The organism is Streptomyces sp. SID12501 (assembly GCF_010550245.1).
Taxonomy (GTDB): Bacteria; Actinomycetota; Actinomycetes; order Streptomycetales; family Streptomycetaceae; genus Streptomyces.
In genome coordinates this window covers 1-412 of sequence record NZ_JAAGLU010000858.1, presented here as the reverse complement: position 1 = coordinate 412, position 412 = coordinate 1, and the positions used below count along the sequence as shown (strand labels likewise).

1 protein-coding gene is annotated in these 412 nt (G+C 75.7%); it reads right to left on the bottom strand.

Going from position 1 to position 412, the window contains the following annotated elements:
* Nucleotides 1-359: VOC family protein (locus G3I71_RS48840; protein ID WP_164325433.1), on the bottom strand; the 359-nt coding region annotated here is incomplete at its 3' end.
* Between the last annotated feature and the right edge of the window lie 53 nt (nucleotides 360-412).

The following is a 412-nucleotide window of genomic DNA, read 5'->3' as shown; positions in this document are numbered from 1 at the left end:
CGCACGTGCGTCGCGCCGCGCGCGACGAGCTCGTCCGCGCGCGCACGGACGGCGGCCTTGTCGGGCTCCTCGCCGCGCGCGCGTCCGGGCTGACCGACGTCGAGGTGCAGGCGGTTCTTGGCGACCTTGCCCTCGGGCACCTTCTGCAGGAACAGGCGCGGCCCGCCGCCGTCGGGGTCGACGATCGCGTACGCGTCGTTCCAGCGGTCCTCGGGCAGCCCCCAGCCCTGGAGGGTCTCCTCCCACGTGCTGAACCCCGGCGGTGGCGGCTCCTCGACGTAGCCCAGCACGTCGGCCCAGAACGCCCCGAGCCCGCGGGGGTCGTGCGCGTCGACGACGATCTGCAACCTGCGGTCCATGCGTCCTCCAGCGGCGGTACGGGTGGTCCCGTGCGGCGGCGCCGCGCGGTCAG